This window comes from Micromonospora sp. II (assembly GCF_001709195.1).
Taxonomy (GTDB): domain Bacteria; phylum Actinomycetota; class Actinomycetes; order Mycobacteriales; family Micromonosporaceae; genus Micromonospora; species Micromonospora chalcea.
Window position 1 is genome coordinate 241,432 of record NZ_LYXF01000078.1, and the last position, 22,604, is coordinate 264,035.

Annotated in this window: 24 protein-coding genes; 13 read left to right on the forward strand and 11 right to left on the reverse strand. The window is 74.4% G+C overall.

Annotated elements, in window-relative coordinates; translation table 11 throughout:
* Nucleotides 1-882 carry a hypothetical protein gene (locus tag A8711_RS29535; RefSeq protein ID WP_069089983.1) on the reverse strand — a complete coding sequence of 294 codons (882 nt, stop codon included), beginning with the start codon at nucleotides 880-882 and terminating at the stop codon, nucleotides 1-3.
* A gap of 47 nt (nucleotides 883-929) precedes the next feature.
* Nucleotides 930-1,544, reverse strand: a complete 615-nt coding sequence (locus A8711_RS29540; RefSeq protein ID WP_069089984.1) for a dihydrofolate reductase family protein — start codon at nucleotides 1,542-1,544, stop codon at nucleotides 930-932.
* Between the two features lie 158 nt (nucleotides 1,545-1,702).
* Here A8711_RS29540 and A8711_RS29545 point away from each other — a divergent pair, with 158 nt between their 5' ends.
* Complete coding sequence (locus A8711_RS29545; protein ID WP_043325166.1) at nucleotides 1,703-2,065, forward strand: hypothetical protein; 363 nt, start codon at nucleotides 1,703-1,705, stop codon at nucleotides 2,063-2,065.
* 48 nt (nucleotides 2,066-2,113) lie between these two features.
* On the opposite strand, the gene A8711_RS29550 is transcribed toward A8711_RS29545, so the two are convergent.
* Nucleotides 2,114-2,851, reverse strand: a complete 738-nt coding sequence (locus A8711_RS29550) for a VOC family protein (protein ID WP_069089985.1) — start codon at nucleotides 2,849-2,851, stop codon at nucleotides 2,114-2,116.
* 144 nt (nucleotides 2,852-2,995) lie between these two features.
* On the opposite strand from A8711_RS29550, the gene A8711_RS29555 reads away from it, so the two are divergent.
* On the forward strand, nucleotides 2,996-3,421 hold the full coding sequence (locus A8711_RS29555) for an iron chaperone (protein ID WP_043325168.1): 426 nt from the start codon (nucleotides 2,996-2,998) through the stop codon (nucleotides 3,419-3,421).
* Between the two features lie 8 nt (nucleotides 3,422-3,429).
* Here the strand turns inward: A8711_RS29555 and A8711_RS29560 are convergent, their stop codons facing one another.
* The gene (locus A8711_RS29560) at nucleotides 3,430-4,383 is read right to left on the reverse strand and encodes an FAD-dependent oxidoreductase (protein ID WP_069089986.1); all 954 of its coding nucleotides are present in this window, start codon (nucleotides 4,381-4,383) and stop codon (nucleotides 3,430-3,432) included.
* 92 nt (nucleotides 4,384-4,475) lie between these two features.
* Nucleotides 4,476-5,186: a hypothetical protein gene (locus A8711_RS29565; protein WP_069089987.1), complete on the reverse strand. Its 711-nt coding sequence runs from the start codon at nucleotides 5,184-5,186 to the stop codon at nucleotides 4,476-4,478.
* 198 nt (nucleotides 5,187-5,384) lie between these two features.
* Between A8711_RS29565 and A8711_RS29570 the strand changes: the two genes are divergently transcribed.
* The 5 genes from A8711_RS29570 to A8711_RS29590 all read left to right on the forward strand — a co-directional run bounded on the left by A8711_RS29570 (nucleotide 5,385) and on the right by A8711_RS29590 (nucleotide 7,854).
* Nucleotides 5,385-5,834 (forward strand): MarR family winged helix-turn-helix transcriptional regulator, encoded by a 450-nt coding sequence (locus A8711_RS29570; RefSeq protein ID WP_043325171.1) that lies wholly within the window; start codon nucleotides 5,385-5,387, stop codon nucleotides 5,832-5,834.
* Nucleotides 5,831-6,646, forward strand: a complete 816-nt coding sequence (locus tag A8711_RS29575; RefSeq protein ID WP_069089988.1) for an NAD(P)-dependent oxidoreductase — start codon at nucleotides 5,831-5,833, stop codon at nucleotides 6,644-6,646. The genes A8711_RS29570 and A8711_RS29575 overlap by 4 nt, the downstream gene beginning before the upstream one ends.
* A 62-nt stretch (nucleotides 6,647-6,708) precedes the next feature.
* The gene (locus tag A8711_RS29580) at nucleotides 6,709-7,041 is read left to right on the forward strand and encodes a helix-turn-helix transcriptional regulator (RefSeq protein ID WP_064447430.1); all 333 of its coding nucleotides are present in this window, start codon (nucleotides 6,709-6,711) and stop codon (nucleotides 7,039-7,041) included.
* Nucleotides 7,038-7,514, forward strand: a complete 477-nt coding sequence (locus A8711_RS29585; protein WP_069089989.1) for an SRPBCC domain-containing protein — start codon at nucleotides 7,038-7,040, stop codon at nucleotides 7,512-7,514. Before A8711_RS29580 ends, A8711_RS29585 begins: the two co-directional genes overlap by 4 nt.
* Nucleotides 7,492-7,854, forward strand: coding sequence for a nuclear transport factor 2 family protein (locus A8711_RS29590; RefSeq protein WP_043325175.1), 363 nt, complete (start codon nucleotides 7,492-7,494; stop codon nucleotides 7,852-7,854). Before A8711_RS29585 ends, A8711_RS29590 begins: the two co-directional genes overlap by 23 nt.
* On the opposite strand, the gene ftrA is transcribed toward A8711_RS29590, so the two are convergent.
* A complete protein-coding gene (gene ftrA / locus A8711_RS29595; RefSeq protein ID WP_069089990.1) occupies nucleotides 7,827-8,819 on the reverse strand; it encodes a transcriptional regulator FtrA in 993 nt (330 codons plus the stop codon). The genes A8711_RS29590 and ftrA overlap by 28 nt on opposite strands.
* A gap of 62 nt (nucleotides 8,820-8,881) precedes the next feature.
* On the opposite strand from ftrA, the gene A8711_RS29600 reads away from it, so the two are divergent.
* Both A8711_RS29600 and A8711_RS29605 read left to right on the forward strand, forming a co-directional pair.
* Complete coding sequence (locus tag A8711_RS29600) at nucleotides 8,882-9,346, forward strand: rhodanese-like domain-containing protein (RefSeq protein WP_043325177.1); 465 nt, start codon at nucleotides 8,882-8,884, stop codon at nucleotides 9,344-9,346.
* Between the two features lie 55 nt (nucleotides 9,347-9,401).
* Complete coding sequence (locus A8711_RS29605; protein ID WP_064447426.1) at nucleotides 9,402-9,980, forward strand: dihydrofolate reductase family protein; 579 nt, start codon at nucleotides 9,402-9,404, stop codon at nucleotides 9,978-9,980.
* On the opposite strand, the gene A8711_RS29610 is transcribed toward A8711_RS29605, so the two are convergent.
* Both A8711_RS29610 and A8711_RS29615 read right to left on the reverse strand, forming a co-directional pair.
* Nucleotides 9,962-10,672, reverse strand: a complete 711-nt coding sequence (locus tag A8711_RS29610) for a helix-turn-helix domain-containing protein (RefSeq protein ID WP_069089991.1) — start codon at nucleotides 10,670-10,672, stop codon at nucleotides 9,962-9,964. The genes A8711_RS29605 and A8711_RS29610 overlap by 19 nt on opposite strands.
* Before the next feature lie 21 nt (nucleotides 10,673-10,693).
* Complete coding sequence (locus A8711_RS29615; protein ID WP_069089992.1) at nucleotides 10,694-11,569, reverse strand: sulfotransferase domain-containing protein; 876 nt, start codon at nucleotides 11,567-11,569, stop codon at nucleotides 10,694-10,696.
* A gap of 207 nt (nucleotides 11,570-11,776) precedes the next feature.
* Between A8711_RS29615 and A8711_RS29620 the strand changes: the two genes are divergently transcribed.
* Together A8711_RS29620 and A8711_RS29625 are read left to right on the forward strand one after the other, a co-directional pair.
* Nucleotides 11,777-15,085, forward strand: coding sequence for a hypothetical protein (locus A8711_RS29620; protein ID WP_233607734.1), 3,309 nt, complete (start codon nucleotides 11,777-11,779; stop codon nucleotides 15,083-15,085).
* 45 nt (nucleotides 15,086-15,130) lie between these two features.
* Nucleotides 15,131-15,556, forward strand: coding sequence for a VOC family protein (locus A8711_RS29625; protein WP_069089993.1), 426 nt, complete (start codon nucleotides 15,131-15,133; stop codon nucleotides 15,554-15,556).
* A gap of 3 nt (nucleotides 15,557-15,559) precedes the next feature.
* On the opposite strand, the gene A8711_RS29630 is transcribed toward A8711_RS29625, so the two are convergent.
* A complete protein-coding gene (locus A8711_RS29630) occupies nucleotides 15,560-16,534 on the reverse strand; it encodes a BtrH N-terminal domain-containing protein (RefSeq protein ID WP_233607733.1) in 975 nt (324 codons plus the stop codon).
* An 11-nt stretch (nucleotides 16,535-16,545) separates the two neighbouring features.
* The gene (locus tag A8711_RS29635; protein ID WP_233607732.1) at nucleotides 16,546-17,682 is read right to left on the reverse strand and encodes a DUF3800 domain-containing protein; all 1,137 of its coding nucleotides are present in this window, start codon (nucleotides 17,680-17,682) and stop codon (nucleotides 16,546-16,548) included.
* Between the two features lie 93 nt (nucleotides 17,683-17,775).
* Between A8711_RS29635 and A8711_RS29640 the strand changes: the two genes are divergently transcribed.
* Together A8711_RS29640 and A8711_RS29645 are read left to right on the forward strand one after the other, a co-directional pair.
* Nucleotides 17,776-18,717 carry an ATP-binding cassette domain-containing protein gene (locus tag A8711_RS29640; protein ID WP_069089995.1) on the forward strand — a complete coding sequence of 314 codons (942 nt, stop codon included), beginning with the start codon at nucleotides 17,776-17,778 and terminating at the stop codon, nucleotides 18,715-18,717.
* Nucleotides 18,714-19,460, forward strand: a complete 747-nt coding sequence (locus A8711_RS29645; protein ID WP_069089996.1) for an ABC transporter permease — start codon at nucleotides 18,714-18,716, stop codon at nucleotides 19,458-19,460. The genes A8711_RS29640 and A8711_RS29645 overlap by 4 nt, the downstream gene beginning before the upstream one ends.
* On the opposite strand, the gene A8711_RS29650 is transcribed toward A8711_RS29645, so the two are convergent.
* A complete protein-coding gene (locus A8711_RS29650; protein WP_069089997.1) occupies nucleotides 19,444-22,569 on the reverse strand; it encodes a BTAD domain-containing putative transcriptional regulator in 3,126 nt (1,041 codons plus the stop codon). The two genes, A8711_RS29645 and A8711_RS29650, sit on opposite strands and share 17 nt — an antisense overlap.
* Nucleotides 22,570-22,604 lie beyond the last annotated feature (35 nt).

The following is a 22,604-nucleotide window of genomic DNA, read 5'->3' on the forward strand; positions in this document are numbered from 1 at the left end:
TCAACCGGCCGCCGGTGCGGCCCGGTCCGCGCCGGTCAGCCCGGCGACGAGCAGCAGGTACGCGGCCAACTCCACCGCCACCGTCAACGCCGCCACCGGTTGCGGCATCGCCAAGGTGGGCGGGATGGCGTACCAGGCGAACAGGGCGGTGCCGTCAGCCGAGACAGGCAGGTGCACGGCCTCGATGCCCGCGTCGAGCAGCGGCAACGCGAGCACCGCCAGCAGTGCCGCGCCGGTCGCGGCGAGCCGTCGGCCCCGCCCGGCCAGCAGCACGGCGAGCGCCAGCGCGGCGAGTGCGAGCGCCAGCGGCGGCAGCACCGCGAGGACGAGCGCGGGCACGACGTCGGCCTGGTCGTACCCCGAACCGTCCACCCGGGTCAGCGTGGTCTCGGTGCGGATCTCCAGGCCCGGGGTGACGGCGGCGACGGCGACGCCGATGTCGGTGACCCGGACTGCCGCGTACCCGACGACGGGTGCGGCGGCGACCGCGGCGGCGATCAGGTGCCGGCGCCGTCCAGGGCCCCGGCACGCGACCAGCAGCACCGCCACCGCGACAAGCGCCGCCCAGCTCCCGGCGAGCGCCGCGTCGAAGCCGGCCGTCCGGTCGACGGCGCTGTCGCCGCTGCCGTACACCGTCCAGCCGAAGTCCCCGGTGCCCGGCCCGGCCGGCATGGTGCGGACCGCGTCCACGATCAGCGGTGCGAGCGCCGCCGGCACCGCCCAGCGCGGGGCGGGCAGTCCGGCGGCGACGGCGTACGCCAGCAGCAGCGCCAGGCTCAGCACCTCCGCGCCGCGCCAGAGCGGTGCGGCCACCAGGACGCCGACGACGTGGGCGACGGCGGCCACGGCCGCAGGGATCAGCAGCAGCGGAGCACGACGCACCGGCGGATCCTTTCACGGCACACCGGGCCGCCACCGCCCCGTGATCGTCAGCTGCCGGCCGGCACCTGGTCCTTGATGTCGTCGTACCCGGCCGCGCCCGGCGCCGGCGCCGGGGTGTAGATCACCCGGATCACGCCGGTCGGGTACGCCTCCGTCGCGGCCACCCGCAGGTGGTACGGCGCGTCGCCCTCGTCGAACAGCCGGCGGCCCTTGCGGGCGGCGACCGGGTGCACCAGCAGCCGCAGCTCGTCCACCAGGCCCGCGGCGAGCAGTTGCTGCACCACCGAGATCGAGCCGGGAATGAGGATGCCCTTGATGCCGGCGTCGGCCTTGAGCGCGCGCACGGCGTCGGTCAGGTCGCCCTGGATCAGCTCCGAGTTGCGCCAGGAGAACTCCAGCGGCTGGCGGGACACGACGACCTTGCGCATGTCGCCGAGCTGCTTGGCGAACGGCGCGTCCTCACCGCCGGCCGCCTCCCGGTCCGGCCAGGCGCCGGCGAAGCTGTCGTACGTCTCCCGGCCGATCAGCAGCACGTCGGAGGTGTCGTAGTCCTCGGTGACGGCGCGGCCCATGTTGTCGTCGAAGTACGGGAAGTGCCAGTCGGGGTCGATCTCGGCGACACCGTCGGCCGAGATGAACAGCGTGGAGATGACTTTGGCCATCGCGGTGCTCCCTACCTGTCTGTCTGGGATGTCGAAGGGTGGACCGCCGAGGCTTCGCGAACTCATCGCACCCGCTGTCGATTCTGCTGCCGAAACCCGATGGCCGGTCGCGGCGCGCCGCCGGTACGGTGCCATGACCGTGGCAGAAGGGGTGCGTGGTGACGGAGACGACGACGCTGTGGCGCCCGACCGGCCCACGGGAGCTCGACCTCGTCCGCGCCTCCGGCTGGCGGGCCTGGCCGCCGCGGCTGCCGGACCAGCCGATCTTCTACCCGGTGCTCAACGAGCAGTACGCCGTCATGATCGCCCGGGACTGGAACGTGCCGGCGTCCGGCGCCGGCTACGTGACGCGCTTCCACGTCGAGCGCGCGTTCGCCGCCCGCTACCCGGTCCGGCAGGTGGGTGGCCGGGACATCCTGGAGCTGTGGGTGCCGGCCGAGGAGCTCGACGAGTTCAACCGGCACATCGTCGGGCCGATCGAGGTGGTCCACGAGTTCCGGGCGGAGAACCGGCCGGCCTGACCGACGCCGGGCGGGCGGTCGTACCCGCCCGGCGCCGCGGTCCGCGGGTCAGCCCGGGGTGAGGACGCAGAACTCGTTGCCCTCCGGGTCGACCAGCACCCGCCACGGGATGTCGGCCCCGCCCAGGTCCGCGTCGGTGGCGCCGAGCGTCCGCAGGCGGGCGGTCTCGGCGTCCAGGTCGTCCGACGGGTACGGGCGGACGTCGAGGTGGACGCGGTTCCACCCGGTCTTCGCGTCGGCGCTGCGGGCGAACCGCACGTACGGGCCGACGCCCTGAGCGGAGCGCAACACCGCCTGCCGGTCGGTCACCTCGTGCACGGTCCAGTCGGTGGCCCGGCCCCAGAAGTCCGCCATGGCGCGCGGGTCGGCGCAGTCGACCACCACCTCGCCGATCGGCCCGGTGTCCGCGTGCCGCGGGTCCGGCTCGCGTACGCAGAACTCGTTGCCCTCCGGGTCCGCCAGGACCGTCCACGGCACGTCGCCCTGGCCCACGTCTGCGGGGGTGGCGCCGAGCGCGGTCAGGCGCGCGACCAGCTCCGTGTGGTGCGCGGGCGAGGTGGTCGCGAGGTCGACGTGGACGCGGTTCTTCGCCGTCTTGGGCTCGGTGGAGACGACGAGGTCGACGTAGAGGGCGCGGGGGTCCGGGTAGGTGAGGCCCGCGGGTTCGAGGTTCGTCACGCCGGGTTCCTCGCTGGAGATCTCCCAGCCGAGCACCTTCGCCCAGAAATCACCGAGCGCGACCTCGTCGTGTGCCTTCATGTTGATCTGTACGAGCCGGGTTGCCATGGCGGCGATGGTAGGTGCCGCGCCGGGTCGCCGTGGTCCCGGCAGGTGGTCAGGAATCGAGAAGCGGGCGCCCACCGCCGGGCCATAGCGTTGCTGCCAGGCGGTCGGCACCACGCGGACCGCGAGTCACGAGGGGGGATCGAGATGTCCGACGGGTTCACTGCCGAGGAACGCGCCGCGATGAAGGAGCGCGCGGCCGAGCTGCGCGCCGAGGGCAGGAAGGGCGCGAAGAAGGCCGACGACCTGCAGGCGGTGCTCGACCGGATCGCGCAGATGGCGCCGGAGGACCGCGAGCTGGCCGAGCGCGTGCACATGACGATCATGTCCGCCGCGCCGGAGCTGGCGCCGAAGACCTGGTACGGCATGCCCGCGTACGCCAACGCCGCCGGCAAGATCGTCGTGTTCTTCCAGGACGCGGGGAAGTTCAAGTACCGCTACTCGACGGTGGGCTTCCAGGAGGCGGCGAACCTCGACGACGGCGACATGTGGCCGGCGTCGTTCGCGCTGGTGCGGTGGAGCCCGGAGGTGGAGAAGAAGCTCGCCGAGCTGGTGCGTACCGCCGTGTCCTGACCGTGCCGTCAGGCGGACGGCGCGGCGCCGAGGGCGAGCGCGGCGGCGTCGCGGGCGCAGCCCCAGGACAGCATCACGCCGTTGCCCGCGTGGCCGTAGTTGTGCACGACGAGCGCGTCGCCGCGCCGCTGCGCCGCCACGCGCGGCGCCGCCCGGCCGGGACGCAGCCCGACTGTGTGTTCGAGGACCTCGGCGGCGGCCAGGGCGGGTTCGATCGCGACGCACCGGGCGAGGACGTCGGCCTCCTCGGCCGGATCGGGGGTGGTGTCGTCGCTGCGTCGCTGGCCGCCGCCGAGCACCACGTGGTCGCCGTGCGGGAAGATCGACGCCCAGGCCGGCGCCATCGGCGCCTCCATGAAGAACCGTTCCAGGCCGGGGTTGCGCACCACGATCCGGGGGCCGCGCACCGGGTACAGGCCGGTGTCGCCGGTCAGGGCCCGCGCCGCCAGCCCGGCGCAGTTGACCACCACCGGGGCCAGCGTCGCCGCCTCGTCCAGCGAGCCGACCGGCTCCTGGCGCACCTCGCCGCCGCCGTCGCGGAGTCGCTCCAGGAGGTACGCGAGGTAGACCGGCATGTCGACCAGCGGCAGGCGGACGGTGAACGCGGTGCCGAAGCCGGCCGGCCGCTCGTCGTCGCCGAGCTGCCGGAAGCCCGGCGTCTGCTCGGCGTACGGGGGCGTCGCCCCGGCCGGCCGGGCGGCGAGCGTGCCGTCGCGCCACACCACGCCCGGCATGGGCTCGGCGCCGAGCACCCGCAGCGTCTCGTCGGTCCAGGCGCGTTGCGGGTCGCCGGGTGGCGACAGGTTCGGGCCGACGAGCGCCGACGCCAGCGCCGAGGTGGTGCGGGCGGGCGGCGCCGCCGTGCGGACGAGCACCCGGGCGCCGCTCTCGGCCAGCCGGATGCCGGTGCTGAGCCCGCTCACGCCGGCTCCGAGGACGACGACGTCCGGATGTGCGGTCATGGCGGGCCCCCATCGCGTCGCGGCTGCGGTCGCCCGCCCATTCTGCCCGGCGATCCCGCTCCCGTTTGCCCCGTCCGGCCGCCGTCAGTCGCTCAGCGCTGCCAGGAGTCGAGGCCGCGGACCGCGGCGGCGGCGATGTCGTCGGACAGGCCGGGGTCGTTGCTGGTGCCCTCCCAGCCCTGGTCGTGCACGACGGTGACCGCGTCGGCGACCCGGATCACGATGATCTGGCTGGTGGCCTGCCCTTCGGCCGGGCTGCCGTCGAGGCCGGTAGCCGGTCGCGTCACCGTCACCAGCAGGGCTTCGTCGCCGGTCCGGGTCATCGGCTCGGACCGGACGGTGACGGTGCCGCCCGACTCCTGGAACGACCGGCAGGACTCCATCGCCCCGCGGACCCGGCGCAGGTAGTCGGCGGCGCCGGTGCCCTCGAACGCGAAGACGGTCTGGTGCAGCGTGCCGAAGGGGACGTTCTCCGGCGGGTCCGTCGGCTTCTTGTAGGCGCTCGTCATGGCGGCGCTCGCGGTGACCGACCGTCCGCCGCTGCGGAACTCCTGGTCGCACAACTCGGGCAGCGCGTCGGTGACCTCCATCGGCTGCGCCTCGGTCTTGCGCAGCTCCGGCGGCAGGTCGGCGAAGGCGGACGTCGGGATCGTCACGCGCCCGCCGGACGACTGCGACGTCTCCGGCATCGCGGGGGCGGTGGCCGAGGTCGCGCTCGGGTCCGCGGCGCCGCCGTCGTCCCCACCGCCGTCGCCGCACGCGCCGGCCAGCAGCGCGGTGACGAGCAGGGGTACGCCAAGCATCCGCCTACGGCGACTCGGTGTCCTCATGTCGACCTCCGTCCCGTGCCCGTCCCGACGACGTTCCCGATGCCACGCCGCCCGAAACGGCGCGCCAGTCCCCTGCTCCCCCAACTGCCGGGCGCCCCGTGGCGTTCCGGCGCGCAGCCACCTCTTGACATGTCGTTAGGCACCTGACAATGTTGTCAGGTGCCTAACGACATGAACGCCTACGAGTTGGCCGCTCCGGGCGTCTGGGCGAAGAAATACTTCCTCGCCAGCCGGGCCCTGATGGAGTCCGTGCTGCGCCCCTACGATCTCGGAAACACCCAGTGGTACGTGTTGTACCGGCTGAGTGAGGGCCGGCCGGTCGGCCAGCGCACCCTCACCCGCGAACTGGAGGTCGAACGGGCGACCCTCAGCGCGGTGATCGCGGCGCTCGTCCGCAAAGGGCTGATCGAACAGGTGCCCGACCCGGACGACCAGCGTCAGAAGCAGCTGCACATCACGCCGGCCGGCGTGAACCTGTGGAACTCGCTCCCCGATCCGATGGCGTTGATCGCGGAGGTCGCCTTCGGCGGGGTCGACCCCGCGGACATCGAGACCATGAATCGCGTCCTCAGCGGCGCGACCAGACGACTGATCGACTACCGGAAGGAGCACGGGTCATGACCGTTCTCGTGACCGGCGGAACGGGCCTGGTCGGCCCCCGCCTGCTCGGGCGACTCACCGCGGCGGGTATCGAGTGCCGCGCCCTCGTCCGTCCCGGAAAAGCAGTGCCCGACGGCGTACGGCGCGTCGAGGGTGACGTCCTCAGCCCCGAATCCCTGCCGGCAGCCGTGGAAGCCGTCACCGCGGTCATCCACCTGGCCGCCGTCTTCCGCACCCGCGACGACGAGCAGATCTGGGCCGTCAACCGTGACGGCACCCGCAACCTGATCGCCGCCGTCGAGAAGCACGCGCCGCAGGCCCGGTTCCTGCTGGCCAGCACCTCCCACGTCTACGGCGCCGACAGCACGCACCCCGGGCGTGAGGACGACCCCGTCGCGCCGACGCTGGCCTACCCCGCCAGCAAGATCGAAGCCGAGCAGCTGCTTCGCGCCAGCGGGCTCACCTGGGGCATCCTGCGCCTTCCCTTCATCTACGGCGACCGGGACGGGCACCTCGAATCGTTGCCCGAACTCGCGGCCGGCATGGGGTGGCACCCGGCACAGCGGCTGAGCGTCTGCCACCACGCCGACATCGCCACGGCGTTCGCACTGGCCCTCACGGGCGCATTCGACAACCGCACCGTCAACATCGCCGACGAGTCGCCCCTGAGCATCTACGAGATGTCCCAGCTCGTCGGCTACTCCTACGGCTCCTCCGCCGAACCGCTCCGTCAGCCGTGGCGGGGGCAGATGGACGTCAGCCTCGCCCGCAGCCTCGGCTTCACACCGACGATCAGCACCATCTACGAGGCCGTCCGCAGCGGCGCGCTCTGACCCGGCGCCAGCATAAACAAAGGGTTGTTTGCGCAAACCTGTGTTTGCGCTAGCGTGAGGGCATGCGCTCCGATCCGGACCTCGATCTCGCCTTCGCCGCGCTCGGCGACCCGGTCCGCCGCGCCCTGGTGACCCGCCTCGCGCGCGGGGAGGCCACCGTGGGCGAGCTGGGTGAGCCGTTCGACCTGACGCCGCAGGCGATCTCCCACCACGTCGGCGTGCTGCGCCGGTGCGGCCTGGTCGAGCAGCGGCGGGAGGGCACCCGGCGACCCTGCCGGCTGCGCGTCGACCAGCTCACCCGGCTCGGCTCGTGGATCGACGAGCAACGCCGCGCCTGGGACGACCGTCTCGACGCGCTGGAGACGCACCTCTCCGACCCGGAGGCGACCCGGTGAGGACGCGCGTCGAACGGCACGGCGACGAGCTGATCGCCCGGCGGCACCTGCCCGCCGCGCCGGACCGGGTCTGGGCGGCCTTCACCTCGCCGGCGAGCATCGCCGCGTTCTGGGGCGGGTCGCACGCCGACGTGCCGCCGGACTCGGTCACCGTCGACCTGCGGCCGGGCGGGGAGTTCGTCCTCGACACACGCGCGCCCGACGGCCGGACCGGGCGGCTCCGGTTCGTCTACGTCAGCGTGGACCCGCCGCGCGAGCTGGTCTTCGACGAGCCGGTCTCCGGCCTGCGTACGACCGTCACGCTCCGGCCCGCGCGCGACGGCACCGACCTGACGGTGCACCAGCGCAAGCTTCCGCCCGAGTTGCGTACCGACCAGGCCGCGGACGGGCTCGCCTCGATCCTCGACGCGCTCGCCGCCCACCTCCGACATCACGACGATGGAGACGACAGTGCCCCGAGCAACCCAGCGTGACCTGGTCGCGGAATACTTCGCCGGCTTCCGGGCGAGCGACCACGAGCGCATCCTCGCCACCCTCACCGACGACGTGGAGTGGGTCATCCACGGCCACCGCACCACCCGCGGCCGGGCCGAGTTCGACGGCGAGATCGAGAACCCTGCGTTCACCGGCAGTCCACGGCTCGACGTCGAGCGCGTGATCGAGGACGGGCCGGTCGTCGTGGTCACCGGCGAGGGCCGGGGCGCCACCGTCGCGCACGGGCCGTTCCGCTTCGCCTTCAACGACCTGTTCACGTTCCGGGACGGGCTCATCGCCCGCGTCGACTCCTACGTCGTACCGCTGCCCGGGGCGTGAGCGCCGCCTGACGCCCCGGTGAAGGCCCGCCGGTACGCCGACGGCGAGGTCCGCATCGCGGCGGTGAAGTGGTGCCGGAACGTCACCGCCGTCTCGAACCCCACAGTGGCGGCGACCTCCTCGATCGGCGCGCTCGTCGTCTCCAGCAGCGGCAGGCTGGCCTGGACGCGCCGGTCGATCAGCCAGCGGATCGGCGTGGTGCCGGTGGCCCGCGCGAAGTGCCGCAGGTACGTGCGGGGCGACATGTGCGCCTGCCCGGCCAGCCGGGCCACGGTGATCTCGGCGGTCAGGTTCGCCAGCGCCCACGACATGCTCGCGGCGAGCCGGTCGTCGCCGGGGTCGGCCGGGACCGGCGCCTCGACGAACTGCGCCTGGCCGCCGTCGCGGTGCGGCGGTACGACCAGCCGGCGGGCGACCGCGTTGGCGATCGTCGGCCCGTGGTCGCGGCGTACCAGGTGGACGCAGAGGTCGAGACCGGCCGCGCTGCCGGCGCCGGTGAGGACGTCCCCGTGGTCCACGTACAGCACGTCCGGGTCGACGCGTACCGCCGGGTGCCGCCGGGCGAGCAGGTCGGCGTACCGCCAGTGGGTGGTGGCCCGGCGGCCGTCGAGCAGGCCCGCGCCGGCCAGGGCGAACGCGCCCGAGCAGATCGACACGATCCGGGCGCCGCGCCGGTGCGCGGCACGCAACGCGGCGGTCAGCCGGGGCGACGGGTCGGCGTGCACGTCGGCGACGCCGGGCACGATCAGCGTGCCGGCGCCGGCGAACACGTCGAGGCCGTGGTCGGTGTGCAGCGTGGCGCCGCCGACCAGCCGCACCGCGCCGGGTGTCTCCGCGCAGACGGTCAGCTCGTACCAGGGCACGTCGAACTCCGGGCGGGGCAGGCCGAAGACCTCGGTGACGATCCCGGTCTCGAACACCGACATGCCCTCGTACGCCAGCACCGCCACAGTGGCACGGTTCATGGCGGGATGTTAGCGAAGGGCGGCGCTCACGCCACTGGGGCGGCCGGACGGCGGTCGGCACGATGGGTGCCATGTCGAACGTCCTGCGCATTCCCGCCGCCCGCCCCGCCGACGCCGTCGCCCACTACGCGGCCCGGCTCTCCTTCCAGGCCGACGTCAGCGACGTGCACGCCGATCTGGAAGCGGGCGTGACCGGCCTGGTCGTGGTCGACTCGCGCAGCCTCGCGGCGTGGCGGCAGGGGCACATCCCCGGCGCCGTCCACCTGCCCACCGCGCAGATCGCCGACCGGGCCGCCGAGCTGATCCCGGCGGACGCCACGGTGGTCACCTACTGCTGGGGACCGGGCTGCGACGGCGCCACCCGTGCGGCGCTGGAGTTCGCCCGGCTCGGCCGGCCGGTCAAGGAGATGATCGGCGGATACGAGTACTGGGTGCGGGAGGGCTTCCCGGTACGCACCGACGCGGGGCTCGTCCGCCGGCCCGCCGACGACCTCACCGCGCCGGCCGGGGCGTCGTGCGGCTGCTGAGGGCGTGTCGGTTCCGTACAAGACACCGGGTGGCGGGCGTTCCTAGCATTGCCGCATGCGTGATCTTGTCTACACCGGATTCATGTCGCTCGACGGCGTGGTGGACTCCCCCGGCGGCGGCCCGGGCGAGGACCACCGCAGCGGCGGCTGGGTCGTCAAGGACGTCGAGTTCCTGCCCGAGGCGTTCTCCCTCAAGGGCGAGGAACTGGCGCAGACCACGGCGCTGATGTTCGGCCGGCGCAGCTACGAGGCGTTCGCGCCCACCTGGCGCGACTCCGAGGACCACGCCGCCTACCGGGACCTGCCGAAGTACGTGGTGTCGTCCAGCCTGCCCGACGACGCGCTGGTCGACGGCTGGGGACCGACGACGATCCTGCGCTCCACCGCCGACGTGGCCGCGCTCAAGCAGGGCGACGGCGGCGACATCTTCATCCACGGCAGCGCGGAACTCGCCCGCCGTCTCGCCGAGGCGGACCTGATCGAGCGGTACCACCTGCTCGTCTTCCCGGTGCTGCTCGGCGCCGGCAAGGGCCTGTTCACCCGGGCGGACCGGGACCGGCAGACGCTGCGGCTGCGCGACAGCGCCGCCTACCCCAACGGTGTCGTCAAGCTGATCTACGACGTGACCCGCTGAGCCGGGTCCAGCGCGATCGCGCCACCGGCGCCCGCGCGCAGCTCACCGGCCGTCCGTCCGACGTACCGGCGCAGCGCGCGGGCCAGGTGCGGCTCGTCCACGTACCCGAAGGTGGTGACCGCGTCGGCGGGCGGGCGGCCGGCGGCCAGCAGCACGGCGGCGCGGCGCGCTCGGTCGATCTGCCGCACCGCGCCCCGGGTCAGCCCGGTCGCGGCCCGGAAGCGGCGTTCGAGGGTACGCGGTGACGCCGGTGGACGGCCGCCGCGCAGGGTCTCGGTGACGAGCGGGTCGCGGACCACCACGCCGGCCCGGACCAGCCGCTCGACCAGGGCCTCGGCGTCGTCCGGGCCGGGTGTCTCCCACCAACCGCCGTCGAGGCGGAACGTCCGGCGGCTCACGTCGGGCAGCTCGGCGCCGCTGTCCACAAGCTCAGGCGTGGGTACGAGCCGCAGCGAGGTGCCGACCGCGAACTCGATGCCGACGAAGCTCGCGCCGTCGGGCACCGGCGCGGCGCCGGTGGCGGTCTCGGGGCCGGAGACGGCCGCGTAGGAGCGCCCGTCGCGCTGCCAGAACACGAGCCCCCAGCACGGCGTCGCCACCGAGGTCATCTCGTCGACCCGGTCACTGACGCAGGTCCACACGGTGTCGATCCAGGCCGAGTCGGACGCGCGCGTGGTGAACCGCAGCTCCACGGCAGGAGCATACGGCGACGGTCAGCGGGCCGGGGTCTCGTCCCGGGCGGGGTAGCCGAGGATCTCCGCGAGGTCACCGGCCGCCTTCGTGTACGCGGCGTAGATGTCGTCGTCGAAGTGGTTACGCCAGTCGCCGGACGCGCCCTTGCGGTAGTGGGAGATCCGCCCGGGGGTCTCCTTCGACTTCTTCATCTTGGTGAAGCTGTAGCGGGCCAGCAGGGCCTCCAGCTCGGCCGACGGCAGCGTGATGCCGCAGTGCCGCAGGAGCTGGTCGACCTCGTCGGCCTGCCGCTCGCCGGTCAGGTCCTCGTAGCGGAACAGCCGGAACGTCTCGTCGCTCGGTGCGACCGCCCAGGAGCGCATCTGCCCGAACTGCTTCTTGTCGCGCAGGCGGTCGATGACGTAGAGCATGCCCTCCTTCTTCGGCAGTTCCTGGAGGGCCTTGCGCGCCTGCGGGATGTCGCCCATCGGGGCGTGCGAGTTGCGCAGCGAGAAGTAGCTGGACACGACGACGTCGCGCGGGTCGCGGATCACGAAGAACGCGCGGTATCTGCCGGCCTTGGGCACCGCCTCGAACCGCTTGTGGGAGAGGAAGATCGCCAGGCCGACGCGGCCGGCCGGCACCGGCGCGGTCGCGCCGCCGGAGTAGAAGCGCGGGTCGTAGGGCAGCAGCCCGCAGTGGCGGTAGACAGCCGGGTCACTGAACAACGCCTTGATCCACTGGCTGCCGGTCTTGCGGACGGTGCAGTGGAAGATGTTGTCGAACTCGCTGCGGGCCGCCACCGGAACGGTGAGTCGCATACGGGCGTTGCGCGCTTCCATCTGCGCCCGCCGGGCCTTGACGCGCAGAGAATTCGGCGAATTGTGCTTGGCGAATTCAACGGCCCGATTAATCATTTCCCAACCTCATCCGGACCCCGCGGAGCAGGGGCAGCACGAACACCTTTCCGCACGCCACGCAGGTGAAATCCGCAGACCTCGCCTGCTCCGCCCCGCGCCCCGACGCGCCGCTAGGAATATCCCCGACGGTCCGATTAATGTCAATCCCGGTCACCTGGGAGAACGCTGAAAATCTACAATTTCTATAGGAATTGCGGAATGGGCGTGACGGGCCCCCACGGCGACTCGCGCACCGGCACAATGAGCGCCGTGCTCACCCCCGCCCGCGACCTGCTGACCGCCCTCGATCCGCTGTCCCACCGCGACCGGACGCGGCGCCTCGTGGCGTGGGCACGCACCGCGCCCAACCGGGCACAGGTCTGTGCCGACCTGCGCCGGCACGGACCCTACGAGCGGCGTCTCGCGCTGCTCGCCGCGCTGGCGACCCGGGACACCGCGGCCGTCCTGGCCGCGACGTCCGACAGGGATCCGTCGACCGCCGCCACCGCGCTGACCGCCGCCGTGCGGGCCGGCGTGACGCCCGCCGACCTGACCGACCGGCCGGCGGCCACCCGCCGGCGGGTCTACCGGGCGCTGCGCCGCCGCCCGGCGCCGGTCCTCGCCGACGCGCTGATCACCACGGTCCGCGACCGGTTCGGCGACCACGAGGCCGCCGCGCTGCTGCCGGCCTGCGGCGCCGAGACGGTACGCGCCCTGCTGCCCGACCTGGAACACGCGCTGAACCCGGAACGGCTGATGCGCCGGCACGCCGACATCGTGCTCGCACGGGCCGGCGAGCGGCTGGCCACTGCCCCGCCCGAGTCGCGCGGGCGGATCTGGGGCGAGGTCGCCGGCGCGGTGCTGCGGGCTGATCCGGCGCGGGCGCTGGACCTGCTCGACCGGTACGCGCCCGAGGATTCACTGCCCGGCCCGCTCATCGCGTACGGGCGGCTCGCCGCGCACGACGCGAGCCGGGTCGTACGCCTGCTCACGCCGCCGGCCCGGGCGGCCTGGCTGGCCCGGACCGCGCTGCCCCGGGCGCTGCTACGCCGCCTCGCCGCGCTGCCCACCGGCGACCTGGTCCCGCTGGCCGCCCGGCTGCGGGAGCACGACCATGCGCTGGCCGCGTTGCTGCGCGCGGTCGCGCCGAGCCGCCGCGCCGAGCTGTACGACGCCGCGCTCGCCGACACCGACACCACGGCGCTGCTGCCCGGCGCCCAGGTGATGGAGGCGCTGCCGGCCGCGGTGCGGGCGCGCGAGGCGGCCCGGGTGCTGACCCTGCCGGCCGTCCGCGAGCGGGAGGAGCAGGTGCGGTTCTGGAGCGCGTACCTGCCGTGGCCGGCGGCGTCCGCGTCGGCGAGCGCGGCGCTGCGCTCGGGCGACGCGGACGAACGGGCGGACGGCTGGCGGCTGCTGGTGGCGGCCGCGCGACGCTCCCGCGACCCGCGCACGGTGGCCCAGGTGGTGGTCCGGCTCGGCCGGCTGCGCAACGAGCAGGACCCGGTACGCGCGGCCGCGCTCACCGCGCTCGCCACTGTGGCGCCGCTGCTCACCGCCACGACCGCGGGCGGGCTGACCGGGCTCACCACCGACGTGGTCGACGCCCGGGACACCTCGGCAGCCACCACAAACGCGTTGAGCCGCCTCGCCGCCGAAACGCTCACGTACCACGTCGACGTGCCGGAACTGGCCGAGTGGGCGCTGCTCACCATCGACCTGGTGAGCAGCGACGCGAACGTGCCGATCCTGCACCGGCTCGACACGGTGCTGCGGCGCGGCCAGGAGACTGTGGTGTTCGGCCGGCTGCGCGACCGGCTCGAGTCCGGCATGACACGCGCGCGGTACGGGCTGCTGTTCGCGCTCACCCACGCGCTCGGCCGCCGCGCCTGGCGCCTGCCCGAGCTCCAGGACCTGCTGCGCCGGGCGATCGGGCCGGACACGCTGCCCCCGGTGGCCCGGACGGCGGTCGCGCTCTGGCTCGCCGACCCGCATACCCGCGCACGGCGCGTCGAGGAGGTCCTCGACGTCGATGCCTCGGCGGTGGCGATCCACGAGGTGTGGACGACGATCTGCACGTCCCGCACCGACCTGCTCGACCGGGTGCTGGACCGGCCCCCGCGCGGCCGGTTCGTGGAGAAGGGAAAGCGGTGGGTGCCCGACACCGCGCCGCACGCCCGGCGATGGCTCCCCCGCCAGCAGGAACGCTTCGTGTCGCTGCAGGCGCGCGTCGTCGCCGACTCCGGTCACCGGGTGTGGCAGCGGGCGGCGGCGGTCCACGCCGCCGGCGTGGTCGGCCCGGCCGGACGGGAGCTGGTGCTGCGCCACCTCGACGCGCCCGAGGTGCCGGTGGCCGAGGCGGCGCTCGGCGCGCTGGTCCGGACCGACCGGCCGGACGAGGCGTTCCCGGTGCTGCTCCGGTACGCCGACAGCGACCGGGCGCGCGTCGCGCTGTACGCCGCGGGGCGGGCCGCACGGCACGTCCCACCGGCCCGGCTCGCCGAACTGCTGGGCGGGGTGCTGACCGGCGCCGCGAAGGTCACCAGCCGCAAGGAGGCCGCCCGGCTCCTGGCCCGCTACGCGCCGGTGGACGTGCTGGCGACGCTCGCCGACACGTACGCCGACCCGGAGACGCACCGCGACGTGCGGGCGGCGATCGTCTCCGCCGCCCGGCAGCGGCTCGGGCCCGAGGCGAGCTGGACCGTGCTGCGGGCGGCGGTGCACGCCGGCCGCGAGGAGCGGCGGGCGGTGCTCGGCGCGTACCCGTCCGGGATCTCGGAGCGTCACCGCCGCGCCTACGCGGCGTTGCTCGTGGCGGCGTGCCGGGCCGAGGACCGGGAGGTCCGGCGGGCCGCGTTCGCCGCGCTCGGGGAATGGTGGCCGTGGCTGACCGGCGTCACCGACCTGGTCGTGGACCGGCTCACCGACCCGGACGAGACGACGCCGAGCATCGGGGTGGCGAACCTGCTGCGAGCCGGTGGTGACACGGTCTTCCGGGCCGCGCTGGAGCGGCTGGTCCAGCGAGACGCGGCCGACGACGATCCGGGCGGTCCGGTGACCGACCGGCCCGCCCGGCGGCGGATCGAGCTGCTCGCGGTCGGTGCGGCTCTGTGGTCCGCCAGCCGGCCCGCCGGCGCCGACCGGGCCGGGCTGGTCGCGGCCGCGCGGTGGCTCGCCGGCCGGGACGGCTTCCTGGGTACGGCCACCCGGCTGCTCGTCGACCTCGGCCGGCTGGACAACCTGGACGAGGTCGCCGCGCTCTGCGCCGGCCGCCCGGTGGTAGCGGTCCGCACCGCCGAACACGTCGGCCACCGGCTGCGCGACCTGCGGCAGCGGCCCGACCCGGCGGTACTCGCCGACACGGTGGCCCACCTCGGCGGGCGCGGCGACCTCGCCGGTGGGCTGTTCGCGGTGGCGCTCGTCGCACACGGGTCGGAGTTCGGCTGGAAGACGCCGTGGCGGGACCTGCTGATCGGGTTGCGCCGCCATCCGGACGCGGACGTGCGGGAGGCGGCGTACACGCTCGACATGAGCTGACCAGGCCGGCTGTCGCCCTATGCTCGGGGCGTGACGCTTCAGCGGATGGACCACGTCAGCGTCGTGGTGGACGACCTGCCGGCCGCGATCGCCTTCTTCACCGAACTCGGCATGGAGGTGGAGGGCGAGATGCCGGTCGAGGGGGCCTGGGTGGACCGGGTCAACGGCATGGACGGCGTGCGGGTCGACATCGCGATGATGCGCACCCCGGACGGCCACGGCAAGCTCGAACTGACGCGGTTCCGGACGCCGGCGCTCGTCGCCGCCGAACCGTCGGACGCGCCGCCGAACACGCTCGGCCTGCGGTCGGTCATGTTCGCCGTGGACGACGTCGACGACACGGTGGCCCGGCTGCGGGCCCACGGCGGCGAGCTGATCGGTGAGGTGGCGGACTACGGGGACGTCTACCGGCTCTGCTACCTGCGCGGCCCGGCGGGCGTCATCGTGGCGCTGGCCGAGCAGCTGAGCTGACGCCTACCGCGCGTCGACGGCGGCCAGCACCGTCATCGCCTCGCGTTCACGGACGGCCAGGTCGGCGAGGACCGCCGAGGCGCGGGTCAGGTGGACCGCGTCGCCGGTCCGCCCGGCGGTGGCGATGTGGTCGGCGACGGCGGTCCACAGCGGCGCGATGTCGGCGTACATCAGCTGCGCCCGGCGCAGGTGGGCGTCGCCGGTGACGGTGGCGGCCTCGGCGAGGAAGTCCCGGTACATGGCGCGGAACAGCGCGCCGCCGGTTCCGCCGCGTTCTATCAGCGTCGCGGCGAGCGGCAGGTCACGGGCCGGGTCGGCGGCGCGGTCCAGCCAGCGGGTCACCCGGGCGGCGGCGGTGGCGATCCCCCGGTGGCCGAGGTTGGCGATCGGCGGGTCGAGGAACGCTGCGGCGTTGGCGCGTACCGCCGCGCGGATCGCCGTGCCCAGGTCCGGCGGGCCGCCGGGCGCGGTGAGCGTGTACGACAGGTGGCGCGCGGTCATCGGCCCCCGCGCGGCACGGGCCCGGGCCAGGCTGTCCAGCGTGGTGGTCACCGCGCCGCCCTGCTGGGCGGTGTCGACCAGGTGGGCGTGGGTGTCGTCGTAGCCGTAGATGGCGACGGTGTGCCCGCCGAAGTGGACCCGGGTGGTGAAGTAGTCCAAGTGGTACGAGTCCAGTTGCAGGCCGACCGGCTGCCCCGCGTCCAGCGCCTCGGTGACGTTGCGCCACGCCCTGGCCGCCGACGTCGTCTCCCGTACCCGAAGGTCCAGGCCGAGGCGGTGGGCGGCGGCGCGGGTCACGCACAGCGGCTTGGTGCGCCCGCCGAGGAACGGCACGTCCATGCTCTTGGCGTCCCAGTAGACGAAGCCGAGCCCCTCGCCGAGGCCGAACAGCATGGGCTCGGAGAGGTCCAGGCCCGCGTGCCGGGTCAGCACGCCGAGCGTGGTGGTCTCGCAGTGCAGTCCGGGGCGAGGCGTCACGCCACTCAGGATCACGTAGCCTCCTGTTCCGCCGGCTCGGCTGCGGCGTTCGGGGCGGGTGGGGACAGCAGCGGGCGCAACGGCCCGTCGCCGGGGGCGCCGGGCATCCGGCGGGCCACCCCGGCGAGCAGGTCGGCGGCCTGGACGCGCGGGTCGTCGCGCGAGTCGGTCATCACCAGCCCGGCCAGCGGCGACGGGCCGGCCGGGTCGCTGGCGGCCAGCGCCGCCTGGAGTCGGCGCAGCCGGTCCTCGGTGAGCGCGCTCTGCTCGTCGTGGATCACCAGCACCCGCCGCCGGCCGGCGCTCCAGTGCAGGACGGTCTCGGCCAGCGCCGGCAGCAGCGGTTCCAGCGGTGGCGGAATCGTCCGGTCACCCGCGTACAACCGGGCCTGCACCGCTGCCACGCGGGCCGGGTCGAGCACGTCGAGGACCGCGCCGGCCCGCGTGTCGTCGACGTGGCGCCGCAGCACGTCGCGCGCGGCGAAGAACCGCTCGACGCTCCGGTCGTCCGCGCGGTCCCGCCGCTTGGTACGCAGCATCTCGACCACTGCGGCGAGGAAGGCCGCCCAGTCGGGCCCGGCCGCCCGCCCGGCCCGGTGCAGCGCCGCCGCGGCCGGACGCCGGTCACCGGCGAGGCGAGTGCCCGCCGCGTACGAGGGCTCGGCCAGCAGCAGGTCGACGACCCGGGTGGCGAGGAAGAACTCCTTGTCGACGAGGTGCACGTGCGCCCGGCCGCGCAGCGCGGACAGGAACCACTGCACCGCCTCGGCGGCTTCGCGGCGGCGCAGGAACTGCCGGGACTTGACCTCGTCGGGCGAGAACCGGAACCCGGACCGCAGCGTACGGATCAGCTCGGCGGCCTCGTCGCGGCCCAGGTCGACACTGGCGTGGACGATCACCGGGGTGGCCGGGTCGAGCAGGTTGGTGCCGGAGAATCCGGACTCGTCGCAGGCGATCTCCCGCACCGTGCCGGTCAGCGCCTCGCCGGGTGGCAGCCCGCCCTGAAGCGGCAGCCTCGCACCCGTCGAACCGGCCATGCCGACATGCTCGCCGACCGGGCGTGCCGGGGCCAGCCGATTCGGCGACGCCGGGACGGGAGCAGCGCGGTCGGCGGCGTCGAGCGCCTCCCGGAACGTCTCCCGATCCACGGCGGGACCGTACGCCGGCCCACCGACAAGCTGTCAGCGGCCGTGTCAGCGCCGTGTCAGGGCGGTGGCGGTGCGGCCGCCCATGGTGGTCGCATGACGAGTTCAGCGATAGCGGTCTCCGGGCTGCGCAAGGCGTACAGGGACCGGGTGGTGCTCGACGGCATCGACCTGGACGTCCCCGCCGGCACGATCTTCTCCCTCCTCGGCCCGAACGGGGCCGGCAAGACCACGACCGTGAACATCCTGACCACGCTGATCCGCGCCGACGCCGGATCGGTGCGGGTCGCCGGGCACGACGTGGTCACCGAGGCCACGGCGGTACGCGCGGCGATCGGCGTGACCGGGCAGTTCGCGGCGGTGGACGAACTGCTCACCGGGCGGGAGAACCTGCAACTGATGGTCGACCTCGGGCCGCGCCACCGGGTGAGCGGCAAGCGGGTCGTCGCCGAACTGCTGGAACGGTTCGACCTGGTCGAGGCCGCCGACAAGCTGGTGTCGACGTACTCCGGGGGCATGCGCCGCAAACTGGACCTCGCGATGACGCTGGTCGGCGAGCCGCGGATCATCTTCCTGGACGAGCCGACGACCGGGCTGGACCCGCGCAGCCGCCGGACCATGTGGTCGATCATCAGGGAGCTGGTCGCCGGCGGCGTGACAGTCTTCCTCACCACCCAGTACCTCGACGAGGCCGACCGCCTCGCCGACCGGATCGCGGTGCTCGACCAGGGCCGGCTGGTCGCCCAGGGCACGCCGGAGGAGCTGAAGCGCCGGATCCCCGGCACGCACGTGCGGTTGCGGTTCGGCACCGGCGCCGAACTGGACGCGGCGGCGCTGGTGCTGCCCGAGGCGGTACGCGACGAGGAGGCGCTGGCCCTGCGCGTGCCCACCGACGGCGGATCCGCGGCGCTACGCGCCCTGCTCGACCGGCTCGACGCGCACGCGATCAGCGCCGACGACCTGTCCGTGCAGTCTCCCGACCTCGACGACGTCTTCCTGGCCCTGACCGGCCGTACCCCGGAGGTGGCCGCCAAATGAGCAGGAACCACTCGATCGTCATGCTGCGCCGCAACCTGACGCACCTGCGCCGCAACCCGACCTCGGTGTTCAACGCCGTGCTGATGCCGATCATCGTGATGCTGATGTTCGTCTACATGCTCGGCGACGCGTTCTCCGTCGGCGTCGACTACGTCGACTACGCGACGCCGGGCCTGATGCTGCTGGCGGTCTGCTACGGCCTCGGCGGCACCGCGACGTCGGTGAACTCCGACATGACGAAGGGCATCATCAACCGGTTCAAGGTCATGCACGTGTCCCGGGGCGCGGTGCTGACCGGCCACGTCGTGGCCACCGTGCTGACGAACGTCCTCGCGGTCGCGGCCCTGGTCGGGGTGGCGTTCCTGCTCGGCTTCCGCCCGGCCGCCGAGCCGCTGCACTGGCTCGGTGCGGCCGGCGTGGTGGTGCTGCTCAGCGTCGCGGTCAGCTGGTTCACCGTCGCGCTGGGCCTGTTCGCCAAGTCGCCGGAGTCGGCGGGCATGGCCTCCGTGCCGCTGGTCCTGCTGCCGTTCTTCAGCAGCGCGATCGTGCCCGCCGACAAGATGGGGCCGGGCCTGCGGCAGTTCGCCGAGTACCAGCCGTTCACGCCGATCATCGAGACGCTGCGCGGCCTGCTCGAGGGCGCGCCGTCGGCCGGCGACGTGATCCCCGCGCTCGCCTGGTGCGCCGGCATCGCGGTGGTCGGCTACCTGTGGGCGCGGTCCACGTTCACGAAGCGAGCGTGACCTCGACCAGTCGCTCCCAGCCGGTCTCCCGGCCCTGCGCGACCGCCTCGGCGAACCCCGCGTCGCCGAGGCGGTCGCGCGCCGCCGCCTCGATCCGGGGCACGTCGGGGTGGGTGCGGTCGGGCTGGCCGCGTACCGCGGTGGCGGCGCCGAGCAGCCGCGCCGCCTGGTCCGGCCGGTCCAGCCGCACCGCCAGGTCCGCGACACCGACGAGCACCTGCGCGGTCAGCGGCGCGTAGCCGCCCTCGCGCGCCGCGCGGCACGCCGCCGCCCGATGGGTACGCGACAGCTCGACGTCCTCGGCCAGGTAACCCAGCAGATCCTGGGTGCCCGCCCGGACACTGGCCAGGTCCGCCTCGTCGCCGAGCAGCGCCGACACGGACCGCAGCTGCGCGTACGCCTCGTCCGCGTCACCGTCGTGGCGGGCCAGGTACGCCCGGACCAGCGCCAGTTCGGCCAGCGCCCCCGGCCAGGCGACCCCGGCGGCGAGCCGGTACGCCTCGGCCAGCGCGTCGGCGCTCGCCGCCTCGTCGCCGCCCAGCCGGTACAGCCAGGACAGCCGTGCCCGCATCCGGATCACGTCCTCGACGGCGCCGACCTCGGTGACCGCCGTGACCGCCTGCTCGTAGTAGTCGCAGGCGGCGGCGACGTCACCGCGCACGGCGATCAGCTCGGCCAGCTCGCTGAGCGCGAATGAGATCCCGAAGCGTTCGCCCACCGCCCGGAACTCGGCGAGCGCCTGCCGCAGGCACGCCTCCGCCTGCGCCGCCTCCATGCCGAGGATGACCCGCAGCTTGCCCAGGTGCAGCCGGGCCAGCGCGCGTACCCACGGATCGTCATGGTCGAGCAGCGACTCCCAGGCGGGCAGCAGCGCGTCCGGCTCCCGCAGCATCCGCTCCATCGGCACGACCAGGGCCAGCTCCGGGTGGCCGCCGCGACCCTCCCCGCTCAGCCGGTACGCCTTGTGGATCCACTCGGCCGCGTGCTGCGCGTCGCCCGGCCCGGAGCTGAGGAACAGCACCACCAGTCCGTACACCACGGCCCGGGTGTCGTCGGGCACGTCGCCGGGCGCCTCGGTGGCCGCGATGATCAGTTCCATGCCCTCGGTGCGGTGTCCGCCGAGCCACCAGTACCAGCCGGCGCCGGCGGCGAGCCGCATCGCCTCGGGTCCCTCACCTGCGGCGAGCGCGCCACGCATCGCGGCGGTGATGTTGTCGTGTTCGGCGTCCAGCCGGGCGAGCCAGGTGAGCTGGTCGGCGCGGCGCAGCCGCGGCTCGGCGGTCTCGGCCAGCGCGGTGAAGTACGCCAGGTGCGCGCGTCGCGCGGTGTCCGCCTCCCCCGCCTCGGCGAGCCGCTGCGCGGCGTACTCCTTGATCGTGCCGAGCATCCGGTAGCGCGGCGCGACGTCGCCGGCGGCGACCAGCAGCGACTTCTCGGTCAGCGCGGTGAGCAGGTCGAGCACGTCGCCCGGCGCGACGGCGCCACCGGCGCAGACCCGCTCGGCCGCGTCCAGGCCCGCCCCGCCGGAGAACACCGACAGCCGGCGCAGCACCGCGCGTTCGGCGTCGCTGAGCAGTTCCCAGCTCCAGTCGACCATCGCGCGCAGCGTCCGGTGCCGGGGCAGTGCGGTCCGGCTACCGCCGGTGAGCAGCCGGAACCGGTCGTCGAGCCGGGTGGCGAGCTGGTCGACGGCCATGGCGCGCAACCGTGCCGCGGCCAGCTCGATGGCCAGCGGCATGCCGTCGAGCGCGCGGCAGATCCGCGCCATGGTCACCGACGTATGGCCGTCGTACGCCAGGTCGCGGCGGACGGCGGCGGCCCGGTCCCGCAGCAGGCGCACGGCGGGCGACGACTCGACCTCGGTGGCAGTGGCGTCGCCGCGGGGCAGGCCCAGCGGCGCGACCGGCCACAACGCCTCCCCGGTGATGCCCAGCGGCTCCCGGCTGGTGGCCAGGATCCGCAGCCGCCGGCACTCGCCGAGCAGCCGGTACGCCAGCGTCGCCGCCGCCTCGACGACGTGTTCGCAGTTGTCCAGGATCAGCAGCATCTCCCGGTCCCGGATCGCCGCCACCAGCCGGTCGAGCGGTTCCGCGCTGCCCGCGTCGCCGAGCAGCGCGTCCCGCAGGCCGAGCCCGGAGATCGTCGCCTGCACCACGTCCCCGTCGGCGCTGACGGCCGCGAACTCCACCAGCCACACGCCGTCCGGCAGGTCGCCGGTCAACCGGCGCCCGGTCTCGGTGGCCAGCCTGGTCTTCCCGGAGCCGCCCGGGCCGGTGAGCGTGGTGAGCCGGTGCTCGGCCACCAGCGCACCGACCGCGGCGAGGTCGGCGTCCCGGCCGACGAAGCTGGTCAGCTCGGCGCGCAGGTTGGTCCGGCGGGTGTCCTCCCGGCGTACCGTCTCGCCGCGCAGCAGCGCGACGTGCAGCGCCGACAGTTCCGGTGACGGGTCGGCGCCCAAGGCGTCGGCGAGCGCGTCGGCGGTGCGCCGGTAGACGAGCAGCGCCTCGGTGTCCCGGCCGGCCGCGACGAGCGCGCGCATCAGCGCCATGGCGAGCCGCTCGCGCACCGGATGGGCGGCCACCAGGTCGGTCAGCTCCGGGATCAGGTCGGGCCCGGTCTCCGCGTCGTACCGGTCCTCGGTTGCGGTCAGGCGCAGCCGTTCCAGCCGGGTGGCCGCCGCGTCGAGCGCCGGGCTGTCGGGCAGGCCGATGTCGCGCAGCGCGTCGCCGCGCCACAGCCCGAGCGCCTCGCGCAGCAGCCGTACCCGCTGCGGCCCGTCACCGTCGCGGGCCCGCAGCAGCAGGCGTTCGAACCGTACGGCGTCGACGGCATCGGGCTCGACGGCGAGCCGGTAGCCGTCGGGCAACCCGTCGACGACGCCCGCCGGCAGCGCCTTGCGCAGCCGGGAGACGAGGCGTTGCAGCGCGTTGGCGGCGTCGGCGGGCGGGTGCTCGCCCCAGATCCAGTCGACGAGCGTCGCCTTCGGGACCACCCGGCCGGGCTGGAGCGCGAGGGCGGCCAGCAGCCCGCGCAGCCGCGCGCCCGGCACATCGGCCGGGACACCGGCGTCCGTGGTGACCTGGAACGGCCCGAGCAACCCGATCTGCACCCGCCGATCCTGCCACGCCCTGCGATTCGATCCGG

Bases quoted from the DNA above. Each gene is read 5' to 3' on its own strand.
- A8711_RS29550 (WP_069089985.1), bottom strand. From the start codon at position 2,851: ATGGCAACCCGGCTCGTACAGATCAACATGAAGGCACACGACGAGGTC.
- ftrA (WP_069089990.1), bottom strand. From the start codon at position 8,819: ATGAACCGTGCCACTGTGGCGGTGCTGGCGTACGAGGGCATGTCGGTG.
- A8711_RS29640 (WP_069089995.1), top strand. From the start codon at position 17,776: ATGACGAGTTCAGCGATAGCGGTCTCCGGGCTGCGCAAGGCGTACAGG.
- A8711_RS29560 (WP_069089986.1), bottom strand. From the start codon at position 4,383: ATGACCGCACATCCGGACGTCGTCGTCCTCGGAGCCGGCGTGAGCGGG.
- A8711_RS29645 (WP_069089996.1), top strand. From the start codon at position 18,714: ATGAGCAGGAACCACTCGATCGTCATGCTGCGCCGCAACCTGACGCAC.
- A8711_RS29540 (WP_069089984.1), bottom strand. From the start codon at position 1,544: ATGGCCAAAGTCATCTCCACGCTGTTCATCTCGGCCGACGGTGTCGCC.
- A8711_RS29580 (WP_064447430.1), top strand. From the start codon at position 6,709: ATGCGCTCCGATCCGGACCTCGATCTCGCCTTCGCCGCGCTCGGCGAC.
- A8711_RS29555 (WP_043325168.1), top strand. From the start codon at position 2,996: ATGTCCGACGGGTTCACTGCCGAGGAACGCGCCGCGATGAAGGAGCGC.
- A8711_RS29570 (WP_043325171.1), top strand. From the start codon at position 5,385: ATGAACGCCTACGAGTTGGCCGCTCCGGGCGTCTGGGCGAAGAAATAC.
- A8711_RS29600 (WP_043325177.1), top strand. From the start codon at position 8,882: ATGGGTGCCATGTCGAACGTCCTGCGCATTCCCGCCGCCCGCCCCGCC.
- A8711_RS29615 (WP_069089992.1), bottom strand. From the start codon at position 11,569: ATGATTAATCGGGCCGTTGAATTCGCCAAGCACAATTCGCCGAATTCT.
- A8711_RS29605 (WP_064447426.1), top strand. From the start codon at position 9,402: ATGCGTGATCTTGTCTACACCGGATTCATGTCGCTCGACGGCGTGGTG.
- A8711_RS29625 (WP_069089993.1), top strand. From the start codon at position 15,131: ATGGACCACGTCAGCGTCGTGGTGGACGACCTGCCGGCCGCGATCGCC.
- A8711_RS29565 (WP_069089987.1), bottom strand. From the start codon at position 5,186: ATGCTTGGCGTACCCCTGCTCGTCACCGCGCTGCTGGCCGGCGCGTGC.
- A8711_RS29575 (WP_069089988.1), top strand. From the start codon at position 5,831: ATGACCGTTCTCGTGACCGGCGGAACGGGCCTGGTCGGCCCCCGCCTG.